Source organism: Curtobacterium sp. ME26 (assembly GCF_903970945.1).
In the GTDB taxonomy this organism is placed as follows: domain Bacteria; phylum Actinomycetota; class Actinomycetes; order Actinomycetales; family Microbacteriaceae; genus Curtobacterium; species Curtobacterium citri.
Genome location: NZ_CAJCKG010000019.1, coordinates 1 through 16,105, shown reverse-complemented (window position 1 = coordinate 16,105; position 16,105 = coordinate 1). Strand labels below are relative to the sequence as shown.

14 protein-coding genes and 1 pseudogene are annotated in these 16,105 nt (G+C 74.0%); 9 read left to right on the top strand and 6 right to left on the bottom strand.

Annotated features, from left to right (window positions below; all coding sequences use genetic code 11):
- Positions 1 to 104 precede the first annotated feature (104 nt).
- Genes H7A69_RS09315 through rfbD form a run of 5 tightly spaced genes read left to right on the top strand, consistent with a single transcriptional unit; the run spans position 105 to position 6,039 of the window.
- On the top strand, positions 105 to 1,046 hold the full coding sequence (locus H7A69_RS09315) for a glycosyltransferase family 2 protein (protein WP_182046779.1): 942 nt from the start codon (positions 105 to 107) through the stop codon (positions 1,044 to 1,046).
- The gene (locus H7A69_RS09310; RefSeq protein WP_182046778.1) at positions 1,036 to 2,616 is read left to right on the top strand and encodes a glycosyltransferase family 39 protein; all 1,581 of its coding nucleotides are present in this window, start codon (positions 1,036 to 1,038) and stop codon (positions 2,614 to 2,616) included. The genes H7A69_RS09315 and H7A69_RS09310 overlap by 11 nt, the downstream gene beginning before the upstream one ends.
- Entirely contained in the window at positions 2,613 to 4,208 is a 1,596-nt protein-coding gene (locus H7A69_RS09305) for a glycosyltransferase family 39 protein (RefSeq protein WP_182046777.1), read from the top strand. The genes H7A69_RS09310 and H7A69_RS09305 overlap by 4 nt, the downstream gene beginning before the upstream one ends.
- Positions 4,205 to 5,191 (top strand): dTDP-glucose 4,6-dehydratase, encoded by a 987-nt coding sequence (gene rfbB, locus H7A69_RS09300; RefSeq protein WP_182046776.1) that lies wholly within the window; start codon positions 4,205 to 4,207, stop codon positions 5,189 to 5,191. Before H7A69_RS09305 ends, rfbB begins: the two co-directional genes overlap by 4 nt.
- Positions 5,188 to 6,039, top strand: a complete 852-nt coding sequence (gene rfbD, locus H7A69_RS09295) for a dTDP-4-dehydrorhamnose reductase (protein ID WP_182046775.1) — start codon at positions 5,188 to 5,190, stop codon at positions 6,037 to 6,039. Before rfbB ends, rfbD begins: the two co-directional genes overlap by 4 nt.
- A 119-nt stretch (positions 6,040 to 6,158) precedes the next feature.
- On the opposite strand, the gene H7A69_RS09290 is transcribed toward rfbD, so the two are convergent.
- Positions 6,159 to 7,268, bottom strand: a complete 1,110-nt coding sequence (locus H7A69_RS09290) for a glycosyltransferase (RefSeq protein ID WP_259346162.1) — start codon at positions 7,266 to 7,268, stop codon at positions 6,159 to 6,161.
- Between the two features lie 68 nt (positions 7,269 to 7,336).
- Here H7A69_RS09290 and H7A69_RS09285 point away from each other — a divergent pair, with 68 nt between their 5' ends.
- From H7A69_RS09285 to H7A69_RS09275, 3 genes are all read left to right on the top strand, one after another.
- Positions 7,337 to 8,320 carry a lysylphosphatidylglycerol synthase domain-containing protein gene (locus H7A69_RS09285; RefSeq protein ID WP_182046774.1) on the top strand — a complete coding sequence of 328 codons (984 nt, stop codon included), beginning with the start codon at positions 7,337 to 7,339 and terminating at the stop codon, positions 8,318 to 8,320.
- 91 nt (positions 8,321 to 8,411) lie between these two features.
- Positions 8,412 to 9,554, top strand: coding sequence for a glycosyltransferase family 4 protein (locus tag H7A69_RS09280; protein ID WP_182046773.1), 1,143 nt, complete (start codon positions 8,412 to 8,414; stop codon positions 9,552 to 9,554).
- A 125-nt stretch (positions 9,555 to 9,679) separates the two neighbouring features.
- On the top strand, positions 9,680 to 10,372 hold the full coding sequence (locus tag H7A69_RS09275; protein ID WP_182046772.1) for a hypothetical protein: 693 nt from the start codon (positions 9,680 to 9,682) through the stop codon (positions 10,370 to 10,372).
- 58 nt (positions 10,373 to 10,430) lie between these two features.
- Here H7A69_RS09275 and purE read toward each other — a convergent pair whose 3' ends face one another.
- The 3 genes from purE to H7A69_RS09260 all read right to left on the bottom strand — a co-directional run bounded on the left by purE (position 10,431) and on the right by H7A69_RS09260 (position 13,694).
- Positions 10,431 to 10,943, bottom strand: a complete 513-nt coding sequence (gene purE, locus H7A69_RS09270; protein WP_259346161.1) for a 5-(carboxyamino)imidazole ribonucleotide mutase — start codon at positions 10,941 to 10,943, stop codon at positions 10,431 to 10,433.
- A gap of 23 nt (positions 10,944 to 10,966) precedes the next feature.
- Entirely contained in the window at positions 10,967 to 12,433 is a 1,467-nt protein-coding gene (locus H7A69_RS09265) for a glycoside hydrolase family 6 protein (protein WP_182046771.1), read from the bottom strand.
- Between the two features lie 124 nt (positions 12,434 to 12,557).
- Positions 12,558 to 13,694, bottom strand: coding sequence for a 5-(carboxyamino)imidazole ribonucleotide synthase (locus H7A69_RS09260; protein WP_182046770.1), 1,137 nt, complete (start codon positions 13,692 to 13,694; stop codon positions 12,558 to 12,560).
- Positions 13,695 to 13,835: 141 nt separating this feature from the next.
- Between H7A69_RS09260 and H7A69_RS09255 the strand changes: the two genes are divergently transcribed.
- Entirely contained in the window at positions 13,836 to 14,387 is a 552-nt protein-coding gene (locus H7A69_RS09255) for a GtrA family protein (RefSeq protein ID WP_182046769.1), read from the top strand.
- Between the two features lie 128 nt (positions 14,388 to 14,515).
- Here the strand turns inward: H7A69_RS09255 and H7A69_RS09250 are convergent, their stop codons facing one another.
- On the bottom strand, positions 14,516 to 15,823 hold the full coding sequence (locus H7A69_RS09250; RefSeq protein WP_182046768.1) for a UDP-glucose dehydrogenase family protein: 1,308 nt from the start codon (positions 15,821 to 15,823) through the stop codon (positions 14,516 to 14,518).
- A gap of 52 nt (positions 15,824 to 15,875) precedes the next feature.
- Positions 15,876 to 16,105 (bottom strand): annotated as a pseudogene (locus H7A69_RS09245) (hypothetical protein); the annotation flags it as partial.

The window sequence follows — 16,105 nt, the reverse complement described above, 5'->3', positions numbered from 1 at the left end:
CGCAGCACGCCCCGCCCGGTGCCGACGTCCGTCCGCCGGCTCGAAACCCGACGACGACCCCTGCCGAGGCCGTCCGATCCGACAGAACGAGACCGCAGACCACAGTGAAGCTCTTCATCCAGATCCCCTGCCTGAACGAGGAGCAGACGCTCCCCGCCGTCCTCGAGACGATCCCGACCGAGATCGACGGCGTCGACGAGATCGAGATCCTCGTCATCGACGACGGATCGACCGATCGCACCGTCGAGGTCGCGAAGGCGCACGGTGTCCGGCACTTCGTCCGGCATACGACGAACATGGGGCTCGCCCGCTCGTTCCGCGACGGCGTCGACTACGCCCTGCTCCACGGTGCCGACATCGTGGTCAACACCGACGGCGACAACCAGTACCCGCAGGCGCAGATCGCCGAACTGGTGCAGCCGATCCTGCACGAGCAGGCGGACATCGTGATCGGCGACCGGCAGACGCGGACCATCGAGCACTTCTCCGGCTTCAAGAAGCTCATGCAGCGCTTCGGCTCCTGGGTGGCGTCACGCGCCGCCGGTCTGGACCTGCCCGACGCCGCGAGCGGCTTCCGCGCCTACTCGAAGTACTCGCTCGTCCGGCTGAACATCGTCACCCGGTTCAGCTACTGCATGGAGACGATCGTGCAGGCCGGCTACAAGCGTCTCGCGATCGCCAGCGTGCCGATCACGACGAACGCCAAGACCCGCGAGTCGCGGTTGTTCAAGAACATCTGGCAGCACATGTTCCAGTCCGGCTCCGCGATCGCGCGCGTGTACCTGATGTACCGCCCGATGGCGCTGTTCGCCTGGGTCGCGGTCGTGCTCGGCGCGCTCGGCCTCTGGCCGCTCGTGCGGTACCTGGTGCTCATCGTCAGCGGCAGCACCGGCAACCACCTGCAGTCGATCATCCTCGGGGTGGTCCTGCTCATCACCGCCCTGCTCTCGCTCGTCATCGGCGTCGTCGCCGACCTCACGCGCATGAACCGCACGCTCGCGGAGGAGCAGCTGGACCTGCAGAAGCTCGCCCGGTATGGCGACTGACGCGACCGACACCCACGAGCCGGTCCGCCGGGTCGAACGGGTCGTCGTCGCGGCCGTGACCGTCGCATTCGCGCTCGTCCTGTTCCTGTGGGCGGCCGTCGTGCCCGCCTTCCAGGCACCGGACGAACGCGCTCACCTCGACGCCGTCGTGCACGTCGCGATCGGCGACGGTTGGCCCGACCCCGGTCGACTGCACGTCCTGCAGGCCGTCGACACGTTCGACGACGCCCCGTCGTCGGCGACCGTCGGCGGACTGCTCGACGCCACCGACGCGGGGACGACGGACACCGTCGACCAGATGACCCAGCACCCGCCCACGTACTACGCCGTGGCGGCCGGCGTCCTGCACGCGGTCGACTTCCGCGCGCTGCACCCCGACCAGGCGCTGCTCGCCGTCCGTCTGCTCGGCGCGCTGTTCGTGCTCCCCCTGCCGGCACTCGCCTGGGCGACCGTGCGTCGGGTGACCCGGTCGCCCCGCGCCGCGCTCGTCGGCGCGTTCGCCGTGCTCGGCGTCCCCGAGCTCGCCTCGATCGGTGCGTCCGCCTCGAACGACGCTCCCGTGGTGCTCTTCGCGGGCACGACCGTGTGGCTCGCCGTCCGCGTGCTGACCGGCGACCGACGGGCCCGGACCGCGATCGCGCTCGCCCTGTCGCTCGGTGTCGCGATCCTCTTCAAGGGCACGGCCCTGCCGCTCGTGCCCTTCGTCGCCGTCGCGCTGCTCGTCGCGGGCGCCCCGACGGTCCGGCTGCAGGTCCGCGCACTGCGCACGCTCGGCGTCCTCGCCCTCGCCGCGCTCGTGGGCGCCTGGTGGTGGCTCCGGAACCTCGTCGTCTTCCACACGCTCCAGCCGAGCGGATTCGAGTCGATCCGGCCACCGCAGCCGTTCCCCGCCGGCACCGGACCCGACCCGTTCCGGTTCGCCGACGTCTCCTGGTCGACCATCGCCCGCACGTTCTGGGGCAGCTTCGGTGGCCGCGCACAGTGGATCATCTCGCCGGTCGTCTTCGAGACGGCGACCGTGCTCGCGCTGGGAGCGATCCTGCTGTGGGCCTTCCGGCGAGCCCCGGGACTGCGGGTGGCGATCGCACTGGCCGTGCTGCCGGCCGCGATCCTCGTGTTCCAGACGGCCAACGCGTGGGGCAGCTACGAGAGCACCACGGTCGTCGGTGGGACGCAGGGCCGGTACTACTTCCCCGCCCTGGTCGCCTTCGTCGCGCTGAGCGCGATCGCGTGGCGCCGAGCGTTCGGGACCGACGCGGGGCACCGCCGGGGCGCGTTCGTCGTGTCCGGGCTCTCCGCGGCCCTCGCGGTCTACGCGGTCGTGTTCGTGTACGGGTCCTTCGCCGAGCACGCCCGCGTGCGCGTCACCCCGACGGGCCTCGAGACCCTGGCGCAGTCCTCGCCCCTCCCCGTCCCCCTGCTCGTGACCACCTGGGTGCTGGCGCTCGTGGTGCTCGTCGCCGCCCTGGTCGTGGCCCGGCGCCGCGTGTGGGTGCCGCGGGACGAGGAGCCGGGCGCGATGCCCGGTGCGCACCCGCGGCGCGCCGTCGACACGGAGGTCCCCGCATGACGACCGCTCCCCGCCCGCCGGTCGCCCGCCGGGAGCTGCTGACCGTCCTCGCCCTGACCCTGCTCTTCGCGCTCGTGCTGACGACGTGGGCGATGGTCACGCCGCCCCTGCACGGCCCCGACGAACTCGCGAACATCGACGCCGCGATCCACCTGGCCACCGGACAGCCGTGGCCGGCCGCGGGCGACCTGCACTACGTCCAGGGCCTCCTCGCCCAGAACGTGCCCGCCCTCCCACCGCCCGCCGCCACACGCGTGTCCTTCGGGGAGGTCATCGGTGACGGCACCCTGAACGACCTCGTCAACCCGATGTCGCAGCACCCCCCGACGTACTTCCTCGTGCAGGCGGTCGTCGCGCACCTGCTCGACTTCACGACACGTCGGTGGGACGTCGTGGTGCTCGCGATGCGACTCGTGGACGTGCTCGTCGTGCTCCCGGTCCCGCTCCTGGTCTGGGCAGCGGTCCGTCGTGCGACCCGCTCGCCGCGGACCGCCGTCGCCGCGACCGTCACCCTGTTCGCCGTCCCGCAGCTCGCCCAGCTCGGCGCGTCGGTCTCGGTGTGGGCACCGGTCATCACGGCCGGGGCGCTCGCGACGTGGCTGATGGTGCGCCTCCTGACCGGCGACCGGTCCTGGTGGACGGTGCTCGCCCTCGGCGGTGCGCTGGCGGTCGGCACCGCGCTCATGGCCGGCGGGCTCCTCGCCGTCCCCGCCGCGGTCGTGGCCGTCCTCGCCCCGACCCGCGGCGTCGGTCCGGACCGGCGCGGCCGCGTGCTCCGCGCACTCGTCACGGTGGCCGTCCCGGCGGCGACGACCGGTTGGTGGTACGTGCTGCAGACGGTGCGGACGGGCACGCCGCAACCGGACGCCTTCCCGGCGACGACCCAGCCGTGGCCCGCCGACGAGTCCCCCGCCCCGACGCAGTTCGCCGGTGCCTTCTGGAACGGACTGTCCGAGACCTTCTGGGGGCGCTTCGGCCGGTACGAGTACCCGCTCTCCGCCGTCGTCGTCGACACGTTCACCGTGGTCGCGCTCGCGGCCGTCGTCTGGGCAGCCTCCCGTCGGGGCGGCCACCGTCGCACGATGGCCGTCGCCGGCGTCTTCCCCGCCACGGCCCTGCTCGTGGTGCTGGTCCGTGACTGGGCGACCTACAGCGGCCACCTCGGGGTGACCGTGAACCAGGGACGCTTCCTGTTCCCGGCGATCGCCGCGCTCCTCGTGCTGCAGGCCGTCGCGTGGCGCGCACTCGTCACCACACCGTCGACCCGGACGCGGCTCGCGCGCGTCACGCTCGTCGTCTCCGGCCTGGTCGCGCTCGGCGGCCTCGGCCTGCTGTACGCGGGCGCCTACGAGCAGTTCCGCTTCCCGCCGAGCGCGGCGGGCCTCGCACTGCTCGGCACGACGGTGCCGTACGGACTCCACCCCGTCGCACTCCTGCTCGTCCTGACGGCCGTCGTCGGCGCCACCGCCGCCGTCCTCACCTGGCGGACCGTCGGGAGCGCTGGCACCGACTCACGAGCCGACCGGCCCCGTGACGCCGTACCGCTAGACTCTCCGCCGACCGACGCACCGACACAAAGGAAGCATCCGTGAAGATCCTCGTCACCGGAGGGGCCGGCTTCATCGGCTCCAACTTCGTCCGCCGGACCCTGCAGGACGCCTACCCGGGCCTCGAGGGCGCCGAGGTCGTCGTGTACGACGCGCTGACCTACTCCGGCAACCTCGAGAACCTCGCGCCGGTCGCCGACTCCCCGCGCTACTCCTTCGTGCAGGGCGACATCCGCGACGCCGAGAAGCTCGACGAGGTCGTCCCCGGCATCGACGCGATCGTGCACTTCGCCGCCGAGTCCCACGTCGACCGCTCGGTCCGCGACTCCGGCATCTTCGTCGAGACGAACGTCGTCGGTACCCAGCGCCTGCTCGACGCAGCCCTGCGCCACGGCACCGAGCGCTTCGTCCACGTCTCCACCGACGAGGTCTACGGTTCGATCAGCGAGGGCTCGTGGGACGAGGAGCGCCCGCTCGAGCCGAACTCGCCGTACTCGGCGTCGAAGGCCGGCAGCGACCTGCTCGCCCGCAGCTACCACCGCACGCACGGGCTGAACCTCTCGATCACCCGCTGCTCGAACAACTACGGGCCCTACCACTTCCCCGAGAAGGTCATCCCGCTCTTCGTCACGAACCTGATCGACGACAAGAGCGTCCCGCTGTACGGCGAGGGCAACAACATCCGCGACTGGCTGCACGTCGACGACCACACCCGCGGCATCGCGATGGTCCTCGTCAAGGGTCGCGCGGGCGAGATCTACAACATCGGCGGCGGCACCGAGCTGACGAACAAGGAGCTCACGCAGCTCCTCCTCGACGCCACCGGCAAGGACTGGTCGTCCGTCGAGCACGTGCAGGACCGCCTGGGCCACGACCTGCGCTACTCGGTCGACATCTCGAAGATCCAGGCCGAGCTCGGCTACGAGCCGCAGGTGCCGTTCGAGCAGGGCCTGGCGGACGTCGTGCAGTGGTACCGCGACAACCGCGCCTGGTGGGAGCCGCTGAAGGAGCGCGCGGCCCTCGCATGACCCGGTACCTGATCACCGGCGCCGCCGGCATGCTCGGTCGCGACCTGCAGCACGCGCTGCAGGGACGTGACGTCACCGCGCTCGGTCGTGCCGACCTCGACGTCACGGACCCGGCGGCGGTCGACGCGGCCGTCGCCGGGCACGACGTCGTCATCAACTCCGCGGCGTACACGAAGGTCGACGACGCCGAGAGCCACGAAGACGACGCGGCGGCGGTCAACGCCACCGGCCCGCGGCTGCTCGCCGAGGCGGCCGTCCGGCACGGTGCGAAGCTGCTGACGGTCTCGACGGACTACGTGTTCGACGGCAACGGCACCGCGCCCTACACCGAGGACGCCCCGACCGACCCGCTGAACGCCTACGGGCGGACCAAGGCGGACGGCGAGGCGCACGTCCGCCGCATCGCACCGGACTCGTCGTACGTCGTCCGGACCGCCTGGATCTACGGCGCGCACGGGCCGAACTTCGCCGCGACGATGCTCCGGCTCGCCGGGTCGCACGACACGGTGTCGGTCGTCACCGACCAGGTGGGCCAGCCCACGTGGACGGGTGACCTGGCCGCCCGGATCGTCGAGCTCGTGGACTCGGACGCCCCCGCCGGTGTCTACCACGGCACCAACTCGGGGCAGGCGTCCTGGTACGACTTCACGAAGGCGATCTTCGCCGAGGCCGGCCTCGACCCGGAGCGCGTGCTCCCGACGGACAGCGCCGCCTTCGTGCGGCCCGCGCCGCGTCCGGCGTACAGCGTGCTCGGTCACGACGGCTGGTCCCGCGCCGGGCTCGCGCCCATGCGCGACTGGCGGGAGGCGCTGCACGCGGCGTTCCAGGCGGGCGCGCTCGGCGCCTGATCGGTCCCACCACGACGGACGGGAGGCGCGGTACCAGCCGGTACCGCGCCTCCCGTCCGTCACGGCGTCCGTCCACCCCCGGTGCCGGCCCGACGGGACCGGCGCACCGGATCAGCAGATCAGCGCACGACGGCGCGCAGGCGCTCGTCGAGCGGCTCCACGGCACCCGCGGGCCGGAAGCGCTCGGCGGCCGCGGCGGCCGCAGCGCGCCGACGGCCGAGGAGCGCACGGTCGGCCGCGAGCGTCCGCAGGGCGTCCGCCAGGGCGGCCGCGTCGCCCGCGGGCACGGTCACGACCGCGTCCCCGAACGCGCGACGCTGCGGGGCGGTGTCGCTCGTGACCACCGCGAGCCCCGCCGCCGCGCACTGGTACACCTTGTTCGGCACGACCTTGAGCGCCTTCGGGGTCGTGCCGGTGATGCCGATGCCGACGTCGTGGCCCGCCACGACGCCGGGGAGGTCCGCCGACTCCACCCAGGGCACCCAGGTCGTCGGCGCTCCGCCCTCGGCAGCGGCACGCGCGGCGTCGAGGTCCTGGCCGGAGCCGATCATCGTCACCTCGACACCGTCGTCCGCGGTGAGCAGCCCGACGGCTTCGCCGATCGTCACGGCGCCCTGCAACGGGGTGAAGAGCCCGAAGAAGACCACGCGCAGGGGCCCGCCGTCCGCGCCGGCACCGTCGCGGGCCGCGTCGTACCACGCCTCGGTCGCCCCGACGGGGACGACGACGGCCTTGCCGCGGAGCCGGTCGGGCACCAGGTCGCGGTGCTCCTCGGTGTCGACCACGACGACGTCGGCGATGCGCAGGGCGGCGCCGTCGAGGGCGCGCAGCAGCCGCTGCTTGACGCCGGTGCCGCCGACGCCGCGGTCCTGTGCGGTCGTGGCGGCGAAGATCAGGTGGTCGAGCAGGATCGGCGTGCGCGGGAACAGCAGCCGCGCGAGCCACACGTCGAAGTGCCCCATGTACCCGACGAGCAGGGCGTCCGGACGTCCGGCGGCCCGCGCACGCAGCGCGAGTCCGGTGAGCCGGGTCCAGCTGCGGGCGAGCCGGAGGGCCATCTGCGCCGCGCCCGACCGCGCGCCGAGCATCGCCACGCGGTCACGCGTGGACAACCCGAGCGGGACGTTCGCCTCCGCCACGACGTGCCCGCGCGCGCGCAGGCCGTCCGCCAGCACGCGGACCCGGGGGTGGTCCGCCGCCTGGTATGTTCCGAAGGCCAGGATCCGCACGCTCGTCGTCCTTCCGGGTGGTCGCGTGTGCCACCGGTCCCGGCGCACCCGACCAACCCTAGGTGAGAATGACCGACGTCCCGAAGCCCGCCGAGCGCTCCCGCGTGAAGACCGTCGTCCGGGTGTCCGCCCTGGTGCTCGCCCTCGCCCTGTGCGTGGCCTTCCTGGTCCCGCGCGCAGACGACATCGCCGACGCGTTCACCCGGCAGGACCCCTGGACGCTCGTCCTCGCGTTCGTCCTCGGCGCCGCGGCGACGTACGTGACGTTCCTGTCGTGGCGCTCCCTCATGTCCGGCGCCGGGCACCGGATCCCGATCGCCGCCGCGCAGCGGGTGTTCTTCCTGTCGCAGATCGGCAAGTACATCCCGGGCTCCGTCTGGCCGATCGTGGCGCAGGCCGACCTCGGGCGGGAGCACCGGGTCCCGCCGGCGCGGAGCGTGGCCGTCGGCATGCTGACGCTCCTCGTGAGCTGCGGCGCCGGCGTCTCCGTGGCGGCGGTGACGATCCCGTTCGTGCAGCCGGACGCCTTCGCACGCTACTGGTACGTGGTGCTGCTCGTCCCGGTCGTGCTCGTCGCCCTGCACCCGGCCGTGCTCCGGTTCGGCCTCCGGCTCGCCTCGAAGGTCACCCGGCGCGACCTCGGCACCATCGACATCCGGCTCGCCGCCGTGCTGCGCGCCTTCGGCTGGGCGGTGCTCGCCTGGCTCGTCTTCGGCCTGCACATCGCCCTCGTCCTCGCGCCGCTCGGGCCGCTCGACGTCCGGGTCGCCACGCTCGCCGTCGGCGCGTACGCCCTGGCCTGGCTGGTGGGGTTCCTGGTGTTCTTCCTGCCCGCCGGGCTCGGCGGTCGCGAGGCCGTCCTCACCGCGCTCCTGACCGCCGGGGTGCCCCTCGGCGCGTCCGCCGCCGTCAGCGTCGCCGTGATGTCCCGCGTGCTCCTGACGGTCGTGGACCTCGTGTTCGCCGCCCTGGCCGTGCTCGGCGAGCGTCGGCGCCGTCGGTCGCGCATCGCGGTCGACGGAACCGTCACGGACACCCGCGCCGACGCGTAGGCGCCCCAGCGCCCGCTGGTATCGTCTGCCGGGACGCCCGGACCGGCGGACGACGCCGACCGGCGGCAGGACCTGCGAGGAGCACCACCAGATGACCACTCTCCGCGTGATCGTCGACCAGATGGTCGCTCCGGTCCCCGGCGGCATCGGCCGCTACGCGGAGGAACTCACCCGGGAGCTCATCGCCAGGGCCCCGGCCGGCTGCGACGTCGCCGGCATCGTCCCGGCCGCCGGTCGCGACGACCTCGAGCGCATCACCACCCTGCTCCCCGGGCTCGCCGAGCTCGAACGGCTGGTCCTCCCCCGCCGCGAGCTCGCACTCGCCTGGCAGGGCGGCCTGACCGGCGGCGCCGCACACGGCATGGTGCACGCGCCGAGCGTCCTCGCGCCGCTCGTCAAGCACGACCGCGGCCTCGAGCCGGGCCGCCAGACGGTCGTCACCGTGCACGACACCGTCCCGTGGACGCACCCGGAGACCCTGACGCCGCGGGGGGTGCGCTTCCACCGGGCGATGGTGAAGCGGGCGTGGCGGTACGCGGACGCCGTGGTCGTCCCGACGCACGCCGTCGCGGCCGACCTCAACGCGGTGCACCCGTTCGGCGAGCGGCTCCGGGTCATCGGCGGCGCCCCGAGCGGTCGCCTCCGGCTCCCCGCGGACGCCGACCTGCGCGCGGAGCGGCTCGGGCTCCCCGAGCGGTACGTCCTCGCCGTGGGCACGCTCGAGCCCCGGAAGGGCCTGGCACACCTCGTCGCCGCGATGGCGCACCCGGCGGCACCGCAGGACGTCCCGCTGGTGGTCGCCGGCCCCGACGGTTGGGGGGACGTCGACGTGCACGGCGAGGCCGAGCGCGCCGGGCTCGCACCCGAGCGCCTGCACGTGCTCGGCCGCATCGACGACGCCGACCTCGCGGTGGCGTACGACCGGGCCACCGTCTTCGTGTTCCCGAGCCTCGCGGAGGGCTTCGGCCTGCCGGTGGTCGAGGCGATGAGCTTCGGCACGCCGGTCGTGCACTCCGACGACGCGGCGGTCTGCGAGGTCGCCGCGGACGCCGGTGTCGTCGTGGCCCGCGACCCGCGCGACTCCTACGCGGAGCGGCTCGCGCAGGCCGTCTACCAGGTCGTCGAGGACCCGAACCTGGCGGCGCAGCTCGCGGTCGCCGGGCCGGACCGTGCCCGCATGTTCAGCTGGCGGGACGCCGCCGACGAGACCTGGCAGCTGCACGCCGACCTCTGAGCCGGACGCCCGGAGTCGCAGTGGCGGACGTCGGGTGGCGCACGCCCGGTCACGGACGGGCGTCGATCCCCCGGCCCCGCCGTGTCGTCCGCGGTGAGGGTCGACCCGGCTGCGAGGATCGCACCATGACGCGTCGACACCGGCTCACCACCATCACGGCCTCGATCGCCCTCGGCGTCGCGACGGCGGCACTCGCCAGCGGGTGCTCCGGGCCCGACACCGCCGACCGCAGCCCGTCCCCCACGCGCTCGTCCTCCGCCTCGGCGACCGCGACCCCGCCGCCGCGTCCCTCCTCGACCCCGACGGGCGCCGCCACCTCGGCCCCGGGGACGGCGCCGTCCGCCGCACCGACCACCCCGGTCGACGACGGCACCGGGCCGGGCACCGGCAACGGCAGCGGCGTCGAGACGCCCGCGAACGTCGACTTCTCCCGGATCGCGGCGCAGGGCGTCGCGGCGGCCGGGGGCGGCACGGTGGTCTCGCTGACCGGGTCCGGGGACAACTGGACGGTCGTCGTCGCGTCGCCGGACGGCTCGCTCACGCAGTCGGTCGTGTCGGCGACCCTCGACCGCGTCACCTCCGGACCGTTCCCGAAGGACTCCGACGCCGCGACGAAGGCCGCGAACGCCGCTCGTGCCGGAGCGGTCCGAGTCGACGCCCCGACCGCCGCGGCGCGGGCGGCGTCGTCCGCCGGTGGCACCGTCACGGGCATCGTGCTCGGGGGCAGCGGTCAGGCGCCGACGTGGGCGGTGTCCGTCTCGGTCGGTGGGGCCGGCCGGACGGTGACCGTCGACGCGGTCAGCGGCGCCGTCCGCTGATCCCGACCCACCGCGCACCGGCGGCCCCATCGGCCGCCGGACTGCGGACGGGGCCCGGTCAGAGCGCGTCGCGGAGCCGCGCGGCCTTCTCCTCGACGACGCGCTCGAGGTCCTCGGCGTGCTGCCGCAGCCGGTCGGCCACGGCGGGGTCGGCGGAACCGATGATCCGCGCCGCGAGGAGCCCCGCGTTGGCCGCACCGTTGATGGCGACGGTCGCCACGGGGATGCCGGCCGGCATCTGCACGATCGACAGCAGCGAGTCGAGGCCGTCGAGCCGCGCGAGCTGCACGGGCACGCCGATCACGGGCAGGGTCGTCATCGAGGCCACCATGCCCGGCAGGTGCGCCGCTCCGCCGGCACCGGCGATCACGACGCGGATGCCCCGGCCCGCCGCGGCACGGGCGTAGCGGACCATCTTGTCCGGGGTGCGGTGGGCGGAGACGACGTCGGCCTCGAACGGGATGCCGAGCTCGTCGAGCGTCTCCGCGGCCGCTCGCATCGTCGGCCAGTCGGAGTCCGACCCCATGATGATCGAGACGAGCGGCTGGGCGGTGGCTGCGGTTCCGGTCACGCGCCGAGCCTAGCCGAGCGGGGTCAGCGGACGGTCACGGTCGAACAGCCGAGCGCGGTGTCCCCGCCCGCGCCGATGCCGACCGCGGTCAGGCACACCGTGCGCTTGCCGCTCGGCACGGCGAAGGTCGCGTCGAACCCGTGCTGCTTCCCCACCCGGTGGGCGCGGTCGACGTCCGGACGGCTGCGGTCGGCCGTCGCCGTGCCGATCACCGACCGGCCGACCGTGACCCGGACCGAGACCGCCTTCGCGGTGTCGTCGCGGTCGAAGGCCCAGCCGCGGACCGTGACCCGACGCGTCGAGGACGAGCGGACGTCGTCGCGTCGTCCGGTGGGCGCGACCGAGGGGGCCTTCGCCGCGGGCGACGTGGCCGTGGGCGACGGCACCGGGGTCGGGGACGCGGCCGCCGTGGGCGCAGGGGTGCCGAGGCGGGCGTTCGCCACGAGCGCCTGCGCGAAGGACGACCACCACCGGCCGGCAGCGGGCCCGCCGTTGCACGTGCCGTCGCTCGCGCCCGGGGTCTTCACCCAGAGCAGCGCATCGAGCCGGGAGCCGTCCGTCACGACCCGTGGCGTGGTGCCGAGGCCGGAGCCGGGAGCGTTGCACCAGGTGCCCTTCCAGCCCTGCCCGTTGCGGGACGTGTCGATCACGTAGTGCGAACCGCCGGTGGCCGCCGACACCCGCTCGGCGTACGCCTGCTCCTGCGCGGTCGGGTAGTAGTTCGCGACGTTCGTGAAGAACCCGCGCGCCGAGCGCACCCCGGCACGGTCCAGGCGCTCCGCCATCACGGCCGGGGGCACCCAGTTCGAGTTGCCGGCATCGAGGTACGCGGGGACGCCGGCGGCCGTGAACGCCGCGACCTCCCGGGACAGGACGCGGAAGCGCTGCTCGCCGAGCGACGCGTCGCACGCGCTGTTGCTGAGCATCGCGAGCGAGTCCGGTTCGACCAGGACGGCCGCGCGGTGCCCCCGCAGCCGCTCGGCGATGCGGTCGATCCACGCGGCGTAGGTCGCCTCGTCCATGCCGCCGGCCGAGTAGCCGCCGCAGTCTCGGTGCGGGATCGCGTAGGTCACGAACACGGGCGTCGTCCCGGTGCGCTCGGCGCCCGCGACGGCCTGGTCGAGGGTACGGTCGAGGGTCGCCCCCTGCGTCCAGTCGCCCAGCCAGATCGCCACCGGGTGCTCGCTGATCGTCCGGGCCGCCCGCGCGCCGGCGGGGTCGCTCGTCGCGAGTGCGGTCACCTGCTTCGCCGCCTCGCTCGTGTCCGACCGGTACGGACCGGCGCCGTACAGCTGGGTGGACGACGCGGACCGGAGGTCCGGTGCGGCAGCGGCGGGCGCGGCCGGCAGGAGCGCGGTCCCGACGAGGGCGACGAGCGCCCCGACGGCGCTGACGGCACCGACCGAACGGAGCGCGGTGGTCGCGAGCGGCGGTGTGCCGGCGGCGGGGACGCCGAGCACGGGCGTGCCGGGCACGGTGGTGCGGCGCATGGTGGTCTCCTGACTGACCAGACCATGGGAGCACGGCACCGGGGCCGGCGTCAGGCACCAGTCAGGGTGCCACCCGAGCGGGTGTCCGCCGTCCTGCGGACGCCCGCCCGTGCGGTCGTGGGGGTCAGTCGTCGAAGTGCGCCGCTGCCGACCGTGCCCGGTAGGTGACGTCGTCGAGGTCGTCGCCGGTCACCGTGACGTGCCCGATCTTCCGTCCCGGCCGCGGCGCCTTGCCGTAGAAGTGGTACTTCGCCTCGGGGAACGCCGCGAGCGCCGCGGGGTAGCGTGCGGCCAGGTCGCCGTCGGCCGGGCCGCCGAGCACGTTGACCATGACCGCGGCGGGCGCGTGCACGCCGGTCGACCCGAGCGGCAGGTCGAGCACGGCACGCAGGTGCTGCTCGAACTGGCTCGTCGTCGCACCGTCGATCGTCCAGTGCCCGGTGTTGTGCGGGCGCATCGCGAGCTCGTTGACGAGGATCCGCTCGTCGTCGGTCTCGAACAGCTCGACGGCCAGCACACCGGTCACCCCGAGGGCCTCGGCGACGCGGACGGCGAGGTCCTCGGCCGCGTCAGCGAGCCGCCCGGCGCTGTCCGGCGCGGGTGCGAACACCTCGGCGCAGACACCGTCGCGCTGCACGGTCTCGACCAGCGGCCAGGCGACGACCTCGCCGGAGGGTCGGCGCGCGACCGACTGTGCGAGTTCGCGTCGGAAGGGCACGAGCTCCTCGACGAGGAGCGCCTGGTCGCCCGCCGCCTCGTCGACCGCGGCGAACCAGTCGACGACGTCGGCCGGGTCCGTCACGACCCGCACGCCCTTGCCGTCGTACCCGCCGCGCGCGGTCTTCACGACCGCACGGCCGCCGTGGTCGTCGAGGAAGGCCTGCAACGCCGCGGCGTCGCGGACCGCCGCCCAGTCGGGCACGGGGACGCCGAGTGCGCTGAGCCGCTCGCGCATGGTGATCTTGTCCTGGGCGACCGCGAGCGCCTCGGGTCCGGGCCGCACGGCGACACCGGCGTCGACGAGCCCACGGAGGACGTCCTGCGGCACGTGCTCGTGGTCGAAGGTCACGACGTCGACGTCCCGCGCGAACGCGAGCACGGTGTCGAGGTCGTGGTAGTCGCCCTCGGCCGTGGCGGCGAGCGCCGCCGACATGCCCGGCCCCTCGGCCAGCACCCGGATGTCGATCCCGAGCTCCAGCGCGGCCGGCACCATCATGCGTGCCAGCTGTCCGCCACCGATGACCCCGACGCGCAACGCCATGCTGTGTGTTCCCTCCGTCGTTCACACCGTCCCCGGGGAACGCACTGTCTAGAATCGATCTCCGTTGCCGGCACCCCTGCGGGCTGACGGCGGTCCGTGCCCGGCACGGTCAGCGACAACTCTACGGATCCTGGAGACACTGTGCGGCGACTCATTGCCCAGCTGGCCCGCTTCGGCGTGGTCGGCGCCGTCGGGTTCGTGGTCGACTTCACGGTCTTCAACCTGCTGCGGGCCACCGTGCTCAACCCGGACGAGGTCCACTCCGGGCCGTTCTGGGCGAAGGTGGTCTCGACGATCGTCGCCATCCTCGTCAACTGGATCGGCAACCGGTACTGGACCTTCCGCGACCAGCGTCGTGCCGTGGCCGCGCGCGAGGGCGTCGAGTTCGTCATCGTCTCGCTCGGCGGCATGGTCATCTCGCTCGGCTGCCTCGCCGTGTCGCACTACGTGCTCGGCTTCACCTCGGCCCTCGCGGACAACGTCTCCGGCAACGTGATCGGCCTCGGCCTCGGCACGGCGTTCCGGTTCTGGCTGTACAAGACGTGGGTGTACCACCCCGAGCGCGGCGGGCGCCGCACCGCGGACGAGACGACGGATGCCCCGACGGCCGGCACCCCCACGACCGGTACCTCGACGACGGGCTCCCGCCCGGCGGCCGTCCGCTCGGTCGACGGCGACCTCGCCGGACGCTGACGGCGCCGCTGCCGCTGCCGCTGCCGCTGCCGACCAGCAGCCCCCGGCCCCGAGCCTCCGGCACCAGGGCCGGACGACGAAGGCCGCTCCCCGACGGGGAGCGGCCTTCGTCGTGCACGGCGGTGGGGTCAGCGCCCCATGCCGCGGTAGGTGAAGCCGGCGGCCGTCCAGGCATCGCGGTCGAGGCAGTTGCGCCCGTCGACGACGACCGGGACCGCCACGAGCGATGCCGCCTCGGTCGGGTCGAGCTCGCGGAACGCCGTCCACTCGGTGAGCACCAGCACGAGGTCCGCCCCGGTCAGCGCCGCGGTGGCCGACTCCGCGTAGTCGAGCTCCGGGTGCAGCCGCCGCGCCGTGCCGACCGCCTCGGGGTCGTACGCGGCGACGGACGCGCCGAGCTCGTGCAGTCGCGCCGCGATGTCGAGCGCCGGGGAGTCGCGGACGTCGTCGGAGTTCGGCTTGAACGCCAGGCCGAGCACGGCCACGCGCTTGCCCGTGGCCGAGCCGCCGAGCAGCTCGGTCGCGAGGTCCACCACGTGCGCCCGACGACGGAGGTTCGTGGCGTCGACGTCGGCGAGGAACGCGAGGGACTCGCCCACGCCCAGTTCGTCGGCGCGGGCCTGGAAGGCACGGATGTCCTTCGGCAGGCAGCCGCCACCGAAGCCGAGGCCGGCGTTGAGGAACTTGCGACCGATGCGGTCGTCGTGCCCGATCGCGTCGGCGAGCGCCGTGACGTCCGCTCCGGCGACCTCGGCGATCTCCGCCATCGCGTTGATGAAGGAGATCTTCGTGGCGAGGAACGCGTTCGCGCTGATCTTCACGAGCTCGGCGGTGGGCAGGTTCACGACGAGCCGGGGCGTACCCGCGGCGAGCGCCTGCGCGTAGACCTCGTCGAGCGCGGCGACGGCCCGCTCGCCGGCCTCGCCCTCGGGGACGCCGTAGACGAACCGGTCGGGCGAGATGGTGTCCTGCACGGCGAAGCCCTCGCGGAGGAACTCGGGGTTCCAGACGAGCGTCGCTCCCGGCACGGCCTGCTCGACCTCGGCGGCGAGCCGGGCGGCGGTGCCCACGGGCACCGTGGACTTGCCGACGACGAACTCGCCGGCGGACAGGTGCGGCGTCAGCGCGGCGACGGCGGCGTCCACGTACGTGAGGTCCGCGGCACCGGTCGGCCCCTGCGGGGTCCCGACGGCCAGGAAGTGCACCGTGGACCCGGCGACCTCGGCCATGTCCGTGGTGAAGCGGATGCGCCCGGAGGCGAGCGCCTCGGTCAGGATCTCGGGCAGCCCCGGTTCGAAGAACGGAGCGTCGCCCGACGCGAGACGCTCGATCTTGGCGGGGTCGACGTCGACCGCGACGACCTCGTGCCCGAGCTTGGCCATGGAAGCGGCGTGCACGGCACCGAGGTACCCGCAGCCGATGACGGAGATACGCACGGCACGACGCTACCGGCTCGCGCGGGACGAACCCAATCCTCGGTCGAGGACGTCAGCGCCGGTCGTCGCCCCACGGCGGTCGCGCGGGACCGCCGACGATCTCGTCCCAGTCGGGTTCGCGGTGGCGTCGGCGGGCCTCGTACGCCTCGACGAGGTCGTGCAGAACCGCGACCACGAGGTCGGCGTGCGGCACGTCGGCGAGCACGAGCGGCGGTTCGTCGCCGGGGAACACGAGCACGTCGCCCGAGCGCCACACCCCCTGCATGCCCTGCCGCCGGACCG